The sequence below is a fragment of the Nocardia sp. NPDC004722 genome, from assembly GCF_053601505.1.
On record NZ_JBSGBY010000407.1, the window covers coordinates 1 to 7802 of the forward strand.

Annotated in this window: 10 protein-coding genes; 5 read left to right on the top strand and 5 right to left on the bottom strand. The window is 64.7% G+C overall.

All coding sequences use genetic code 11. The features are described 5' to 3' along the window. The 3 genes from ACWELQ_RS31205 to ACWELQ_RS31215 form a co-directional block, all read left to right on the top strand. Positions 1 to 329: hypothetical protein (locus ACWELQ_RS31205; protein ID WP_452400613.1), on the top strand; the 329-nt coding region annotated here is incomplete at its 5' end. After that, complete coding sequence (locus ACWELQ_RS31210; RefSeq protein ID WP_452400614.1) at positions 326 to 739, top strand: hypothetical protein; 414 nt, start codon at positions 326 to 328, stop codon at positions 737 to 739. The genes ACWELQ_RS31205 and ACWELQ_RS31210, both read left to right, overlap by 4 nt. Positions 740 to 766: 27 nt before the next feature. Beyond that, positions 767 to 1246, top strand: a complete 480-nt coding sequence (locus ACWELQ_RS31215; RefSeq protein ID WP_452400615.1) for a diadenosine tetraphosphate hydrolase — start codon at positions 767 to 769, stop codon at positions 1244 to 1246. A gap of 25 nt (positions 1247 to 1271) precedes the next feature. On the opposite strand, the gene ACWELQ_RS31220 is transcribed toward ACWELQ_RS31215, so the two are convergent. The 3 genes from ACWELQ_RS31220 to ACWELQ_RS31230 are packed head-to-tail and all read right to left on the bottom strand — an operon-like array spanning position 1272 to position 3750. Continuing rightward, positions 1272 to 1628: a hypothetical protein gene (locus ACWELQ_RS31220; RefSeq protein ID WP_452400616.1), complete on the bottom strand. Its 357-nt coding sequence runs from the start codon at positions 1626 to 1628 to the stop codon at positions 1272 to 1274. A 59-nt stretch (positions 1629 to 1687) separates the two neighbouring features. After that, positions 1688 to 2200: a hypothetical protein gene (locus tag ACWELQ_RS31225; protein WP_452400617.1), complete on the bottom strand. Its 513-nt coding sequence runs from the start codon at positions 2198 to 2200 to the stop codon at positions 1688 to 1690. Beyond that, entirely contained in the window at positions 2197 to 3750 is a 1554-nt protein-coding gene (locus ACWELQ_RS31230) for an FAD-dependent oxidoreductase (protein WP_452400618.1), read from the bottom strand. The genes ACWELQ_RS31225 and ACWELQ_RS31230 overlap by 4 nt, the downstream gene beginning before the upstream one ends. Before the next feature lie 438 nt (positions 3751 to 4188). On the opposite strand from ACWELQ_RS31230, the gene ACWELQ_RS31235 reads away from it, so the two are divergent. After that, positions 4189 to 4611 (top strand): hypothetical protein, encoded by a 423-nt coding sequence (locus tag ACWELQ_RS31235; RefSeq protein ID WP_452400619.1) that lies wholly within the window; start codon positions 4189 to 4191, stop codon positions 4609 to 4611. A gap of 65 nt (positions 4612 to 4676) precedes the next feature. On the opposite strand, the gene ACWELQ_RS31240 is transcribed toward ACWELQ_RS31235, so the two are convergent. Both ACWELQ_RS31240 and ACWELQ_RS31245 read right to left on the bottom strand, forming a co-directional pair. Next, positions 4677 to 6092, bottom strand: coding sequence for an NlpC/P60 family protein (locus tag ACWELQ_RS31240; protein ID WP_452400620.1), 1416 nt, complete (start codon positions 6090 to 6092; stop codon positions 4677 to 4679). A 267-nt stretch (positions 6093 to 6359) separates the two neighbouring features. After that, positions 6360 to 6902, bottom strand: a complete 543-nt coding sequence (locus ACWELQ_RS31245) for an Rv1476 family membrane protein (protein WP_452400621.1) — start codon at positions 6900 to 6902, stop codon at positions 6360 to 6362. A gap of 179 nt (positions 6903 to 7081) precedes the next feature. Between ACWELQ_RS31245 and ACWELQ_RS31250 the strand changes: the two genes are divergently transcribed. Beyond that, positions 7082 to 7802: aconitase family protein (locus ACWELQ_RS31250; protein ID WP_452400622.1), on the top strand; the 721-nt coding region annotated here is incomplete at its 3' end.

The window sequence follows — 7802 nt, forward strand, 5'->3', positions numbered from 1 at the left end:
GCACACTCAGCGGCTACGTGGACGACATGTCCGCGCCGGTCACCATCAGCGTCGACGGGAAGGCGCTCATTACCGCCATGCCGACGGCACAGCCCGGAGGAGTTCCGGTCGGCGGGCAGGTGCAGGTCACGTGGACCCCGCAGACGGCGGGCGTGCACACGGTGAGCGCCCAGCAGGGCAGTCAGAGCCAGACGGTCAGCGTCCAGATCGTCGACACCAATTCGCCGCAGGCCTGGCTCATGCGGCTCGAAGACTATCTGCGCCAGCTCGCCTGCCAGACCGGATCGACCTCGGGCACCGCCGGCTGCATGACCGGAGGTATCTCGTGAACACGACCGCACGCCGAACCGCACTGGGCGCGGCCCTGCTGACCGCAGTCGTCCCGCTGTCCTTCGGAACCGCCCATGCCACAGCCGATTTCACCATCATCGCGATGAGTGCCAGCTACGACGCCTACGGCTGCGAACTGACCACCGAGTCCTGCCGCGTCATGATCGGCTACCACACCGACCACACCGACCCGGTCACCTTCGCCGTCGACGGCACCACCCTGGGCACGGTCGCCGACAACGGTGAGGTGATCTGGACCCCGCAGCAGGCGGGCAAACACACCCTGACCGCACAGCAGGGCACCCAGACCGCCACGCTCACCGTCAACCTCATCGGATACAACTCCGTGCAAGGAGTTCTCAAGCGCTACTTCGGAATCGACACCGGCAGCGCCAACACGGGCAGCTGATCCCGCCCGCCACGCTAGATTCCAGTAATGACCGATGATTTTCGATCCGACCGCATCGGCAGCGCCCACCGCGGCGAGAACCCCACGGTCCTCCGCAGACTGGAATCCGGCTTCGCGATGATCGGCGAAACCCAATTCCTCCCCGGCTATTCGCTCCTACTCACCGACGACCCCGCAATCGAGCGCCTGTCCGACCTGCCCCGAGGCAAACGTGCCGCCTTCCTCACCGAAATGGATGCGCTCGCCCAAGCCGTCGAAAACGCTTGCCGCGCCACCGATCCCGCATTCCGCCGGGTGAACATCGAAATCCTCGGCAACTACGAGCCCTACCTCCACGCCCACATCTGGCCCCGATTCGACTGGGAGCCCGCCGATCTCGTCCAAGGCCCGGTATGGCTCTATCCACCAGAAAACTGGACCGACCCCCGCCACGCCCTGAGCCCGCACCACGACCCCCTTCGCCACCTGATCACCGCGGAACTAGACCGGGCAATCCTCTGCGCATAACACCCGAAGCCGTTAGACCGTAGGCCTATTCCAGGTCGGCGAAGGTGTCCTCGCCCGGTCGCCACACGCCCCAGGACTTGTCGGCGAATCCGGAGATCATCGCGATTTCGGGGCCCCTCAGTTCGTCGGGTGTCGGATGAATGGTGACGGCACCCATTGCGAACCGCAGAACAAGCCCGGTGCCGACAGCTTCCTCGGTCGATGCGACGGGCTGGCTGATGAAGGAACACAGGGCATCTCGATAGCCGGCGTACCCCAGCGAGCGACTGGCACCACCGATATCGACGGTCGGCCAGACGAAGCAGGACAAGCGGGGACCGTCGAAATCGAGTTGAACGTAGTCTCTGACGAACACCACCGAGGCGAGCTCGAGATCGATCAAGCGGGTCAGCAGCGAGTGTTCGAGTGGATCCATGGAACGTACGATAGGCGACCTGATCGTCAGCGCTGATATAGCACGATAGTGCCGGGGCGGTCCGGGATTGCGGCGAAAGTTGGGACGTTGGTCGCCTCAATGTGTTTGATCTGGCCATCCGCTATCACGAAGCGCTCGGTGACATCGTCGGTGGCGATGCGCGTACCGGCGATGCCGCCGTCGACGTCGTAGTGGGCGATGACGCCGTCGTCGGTGTCGGCGAAGGTGAGGTTGTAGATTCGTAGTACGGTCTGGGACTGGGCGCCGGTGTCCATGTAGTTGGCTAGGTCGGGGCCGGAAAGTCCGGTCATGATGCCGTTTTCGACGCGGGTGCAATCCGGTGCGAAAGGTACGGTGTCGTCGTCGCGGCCTGGTAGCGCGCGCAGGTAGGTCAAGGCGATGTCGCGGGCCGATGCCGTGGTCATATCCGGTGCAGCCGAGGCGATTCCAGTGGTGAACATTACGGCTATGGCGGCAAGAGGAACCGAGGCAACAGCTTTCACCCGATGATCGTAAGGGTTGAAACGCTCGTAAGTCACCGATTCCCCATATCATTGGTGATAATGGCGGCGATATTACGTTCGGCCAGCGCGGTCACCGTGACGAACGGATTCACGGTGGTCGAGCCGGGAATGAGTGAACTGTCGATGACATACAGGCCCGGATACGGGGTCAGACGCCCGTAATTGTCGGTCGACTCGTTCAGTACGCAGCCACCCAGCGGATGGTAGGCGAATTCGTCGCCCCAGATTTTGCCGCCACCGAACAGGTCGTTGCGGTAGGTGGTGCCCGCGCTGGCATTGATCGGGTCGAGGATGCGCTTGGCCGCGTCGATGCTCGGCTGGTTCCATGCGGTTTGCCAATCCAGGTCCACTCGGCCGGTGGCCTGGTTGAAGCGGAAGGTGCCGCGATTCGGGTTCTTGGTGATGGCCAGGTGCAAATTGACGAAAGTCTCGATACCGATGGGAAATGAGGTGATTTCGGCGAATGCCGGACCCGCGGTGTCATCCCAGTTGTCGATACCTAGAGCGGTTATGGTGGACTGGTTGACGCCGGTCGGATCGCTGAGTTGATTCTGTCTGGCGGCCATCACATTGCCGTTGTTGCCCCACCCGGACCCCACCGAGTCCGGAAGGTCCGGCAACGCCCCGGTCGCCTTCTGGGTGACCAAGAGCTTGCTCGTACCGACACTGCCTGCGGCGAAGAAAACACGCTGGGCGACAACAGTTTTAGTGGTGATGACGTTGCCGTCGGTGCCGATCTGATCCATCGACACCCGGTAGCCACCGGGCGCTGGGACCACCCTGGCGACAATGTGCAGGGGAACAATGCTCACGCGACCGGTCGCGGCTGCCTCGGCGAGATAGGTCTTATCCAAACTCTGTTTGCCGAAGTTATTGCCGTACAGCGATTCCCTGTTCAGCGCCGACAGCGGTACCGTCCCGGCCTGTTCCTGCTTCATATACTCGAAGTCGTACACATTGGGCACGAAGGTGGTCGAAAAACCCGCGCGCGCAGCCAGTTCCCGCCCCACCCGCGCGTACCGATAGCACTCCGCGCTCTCGAACCATTCCGCGTCGATGTGGTTCACCCGCAACATGGAGTTGGCGCGCGGATAGTAGGTGCCATACATTTCGCCGGGATCTACCGAGGGCAGGATGTCGGGAAAGAACTCGCGTCGCGGTGTCACCGCCATCCCACCATTGACCAGCGAACCCCCACCCACACCACGACCCTGATACACCCGGATACCCCCGAAATGTTCAGCGGCGAGCACCCCGGTGTACCGCTCGACCGGCATATCGATGGGAACGCCGAGCAGGTGATCGGTCGGCTGATCGGTCATGGTCGACAACCACGACGACCGACCATCAGCGGGCAGGGTCCCAGAAAAGATCTTCCCGTCGGCTGCCGGCGTATTCCAGGCCATCCCCTGCTCGACGATCGTGACAGTGTGCCCGGCCTGCGCGAGCCGCAACGCCGCCACCGCGCCCCCATACCCCGCCCCGATCACCAGAATCGGCACCGCAGCACCATCTTCCAACTGACCGACCGGCAACGCCGCCCGCGCCCGCGGTGCACCACCCACCCGTAGAACCCCACCAAGCCCCGCCAACACACCAGCCCCCACCAGAAACCCGCGCCGCCCGATCCCCTGACCCGACGCTCCGATAACCGCAGGTACACGCATTGCAAACCCTCTTAACACTGGACGAACCAGCGCAGTCTATGTGGACAATTGACCATTGGTGGCCTTTGTCCGAAACTGAGGTTCCGGAGCCCTCGCCACGAACGTCGCAGGCAGCGCCGATCAGACGCGCATCCTCCCAATCACTTTGGTAGACAAGGCTCTTCCTAGGTGTCTTACGAAGTAGCTCTCGATGCCGATGCGAACACTACCCTTCGCCACTTACGACCAGCGACGGCCATCTCCTTGGAGTTTCGAGCTGCCGCCGGGTGGCGCGTAGGCCGCGGTAGAGAGCAGTCGCGGCGGCACGGGCCAGGTCAGCCATGATGAGATGACATCGTGGTACAGGAAAATCCAGATCGGTCGGCGCGGCTCGACACCGCGCAACCGGCGGCGTACGGTCCCACGGCCGAGGTCGATTTGCGGAGACTCACCGAAAGAGAGTTTCTCGCGCTGGTTGCCAAACGCGTTGGCATGTACGTCATCCCCCCGGATCTGCGAGGCGTCACGAACTTTCTCCACGGCTACGACGCTGCGGCTGGCCGACACGCCAAATCGGTGCTCGATGGCTTCGCCGAGTGGCTCAGGACGAACTACGTCGGTCGGCACAACAGCTTCGGGTGGCCGGGGTATGTCCAGGAAATCGCGCTGCCTGGCCAGAATTTCGAAGTCGACCGCACACCGGAACAAGAGAAGCATGTGCTGGACACTCTTTTCGCGCTCCTCGACAAGTTTCTCGCCGAGCAGGAGACCACTACCTAGGCGGCTTCCCAATCGAGCTGGGTCCGCATCCGGCCGTAAGCTCCCTGCAAATTTCCTACAACGAATCAGGATATGATGCGGATGGCGTAGGGCATGATGCCGTCTTCTCGGACCGTGGAGACTCGGACTACGTCGCCGGATTGGGGGGCCTCGATCATTTTTTCGTTGCCGAGGTAGAGGGCTACGTGTTGGCTGCCGCCGGGGCCCCAGAAGAGCATGTCGCCGCGGGCTCGGTCGGCGACGGGGACTCGGGTGCCCATGGTGTATTGGTAGCCGGAGTAGTGCGGGAGGGAGACACCTACGCCGGCGAAGGCGTAGATCATGAGGCCGGAGCAGTCGAAGCCGGTTTTGTTGTAGTCGCCGTAGCGGTCGGCGGTGCCGCCGTCGCGGATGCCGAGGGTCGGGCCGTCCTCGTCGCCTCCGCCCCAGGCGTATTCGACGCCGAGCTGGGCCATGGCGCGGTCGATGACGGTTTCGACGAGTTGGGAGCTGGAACCGTTGGGGCGCACCGGCGCGGTGGAGCGGCGTGGTGGCGGGGTGGTGTCCTGCACGACGTGCGGGCGGTGGCCCGCACCGACCTGTGCGGCGCGGTCGGCGGAGTCCCGGTCGGCGGCCACGCGCGCGGCGGCGGCGACCGCGGCGGCGCGGGCGGCGGCCTCCTCGGACTTGCGACGCTGATCCCAGGCCAGGTAGGCGTCGCGCTGCCCCTGCAGGCCGACCACGTTCGCGCGCGCCGCGTCCAGTCGCTGCTGGGCCGAATCGCGCTGCGAGACAAGGCTGTTGCGGACGACGTTCTGCTGGTCGAGTTCGGCCTGGGCGGCGGTCACCGCGTTCTGGGCCTGGGTCTTCTTGGCGTCGGCGTCGGCCGCGGCGGCGTCGGCGGCCTGCCGGGCCTGCTTGGCGGTGGAGGTCTTGTTGGCCTGATCGATCTGCGCGTGCCGCAGGCCGTCGACCACCTGCTGTTGGTTCTTGGACGCGATGGTCAGCACCTGGGCGCGGTTGAGCGCGATCTCCGGGGTCGGCGCGGCCATGTAGTTGATCAGCGAGGTGGAACCGGGCCGCATGTAGACCTGCGCCACGTACTTGTCGAAGTCGCGGTGCGCCCCATCGACTTTCGTGCCCGCGTCGGTGAGGTCCTGCTGGCACTGGGTGACCGCGCGGGCCGCGGCGTCGGCGGCGTCCCGGGCGACCTGGAGATCCACCAGGGCCTTGTTGACGGCTTCGCGGCGGGTGGCGACCGCGTCGTCGAGCTGCTGCAGCTGCTGTTCGGCGGAGGCCACCTGATTGATGAGCGCGCCCACCTCGCCGACTCCGGCATCGACCTGGGCGCCCGCGGCATTGAGGTCACTGTCGCTGGGATTCGGGGGCGGCGGGGGCACGGCGTGCGCGCTGGCAATCCCCATTGCCAGCACAATCAGCGCTACGAGCAACTCCGTAGCGACCCGCAGCCAGTGCCTGCGTGGCTTCGCCGATCGTCGCATCGCACCTCCCTCGAGTCCCATCCGGCACACCATCCCCAACCGTGCCATCGCGAAACCGTACGGCAAGTCGAGGAGGACGCCGTTCAGGCTCGCCACAATCACACCGATGTAATTCGCAATTAGCTATATATTCGCTGGTAGAGCGCGAAAGCCCCTGCGACACAGCGCGCGACACGCAAAAGCGGAAACCGGCATAAACGACAAAAAGGGCCCGGGGAGTACCCGGACCCTGCACAGAGGAACGACCCCTGAAAGCGACCTACCCGCTCACCCCACCGGCGTCAGCGGATCCGAACCCGACTGCGCACGCCGCAGCTTCACCACATACAACCCCGCGATCGACGCGATCAGCACGCCCAGCGCCACCAGCGTGATCACCGTCCACGACACCGCCTCCGGCTGCTCGAGCCGATCCACGAACACCCGCGCCGCCTCGGTGGTGTGATCGGGCCCGCGGTACTTGGCCTTGTCCTCGGCCCACTCCAGGTGACCGCGGGTGAACTGATCGCTGTAGGTACCGACCCAGTCGTCGCTGAAGACCACCACGGTGCCGTGCTCGACCTTGCCGACCTCGTTGGCCAGGTCCCGCAGGTTCGCCTCGATACCCGGATTGCCCTGCACCACAATGATGTCCAGCGGAATGCCCTGCTCACGCGCCTGCGCGGCAATGGCGGCCAACGCCTCATGGTCTCTGCCGACGGGGGCGGAGACGTGGTCATCGGCCAGATCGGCGATGATGGTCTTCAGGTCTGTGTTCGGCGGTAGTTCCGCCTTCATGGGCGTGAAAACCGAGGTGTGCGAGACGGTCACGAACGCAGAGTACGGGAATGCTTGTCATAACACCTCACTGCGCCACACATGTCCCCCCGATGTGCTCACAGGACAAGCGTACTGTTAATGTCGGAAAACGGACGGGGCCGAGCGCCCCGACGAGCCATCGGCACAGCCCCGCCGGTGGCCATCCCATTCACAGACGAGTGGAGCTGAACGTGACGAGTATCGATACCTTCGGCGCCAAGGGCACCCTCGAGGTCGGAAGCAACTCGTATGAGATCTTCCGCCTCTCGGCCGTGCCCGGCACCGAGAAGCTGCCCTACGCCCTGAAGGTCCTCGCGGAGAACCTGCTTCGCACCGAGGACGGCGCCAACATCACCGCCGACCAGATCCGCGCCCTCGCGAGCTGGGACCCCAGCGCCGAGCCCGACACCGAGATCCAGTTCACGCCCGCCCGCGTGATCATGCAGGACTTCACCGGTGTCCCCTGCATCGTCGACCTCGCCACCATGCGTGAGGCCGTCACCACCCTCGGCGGCGACCCGAACAAGGTCAACCCGCTCTCCCCCGCCGACATGGTCATCGACCACTCGGTCATCCTCGACGTGTTCGGCACCGCCGACGCCCTCGAGCGCAACGTCGACCTGGAGTACGAGCGCAACGGCGAGCGTTACCAGTTCCTGCGCTGGGGCCAGGGCGCGTTCGACGACTTCAAGGTCGTCCCGCCGGGCGTCGGCATCGTGCACCAGGTCAACATCGAGTACCTGGCTCCGACCGTCATGGTCCGCAACGGCCAGGCTTACCCCGACACCTGTGTCGGCACCGACTCGCACACCACCATGGTCAACGGTGCCCGCACACCCAACTGCACGTTGAGCGCCGCCGAAACCCGCGACACCACCTGGGTCGCCACCAGAGAGTTGCCGCCCAGGTCGA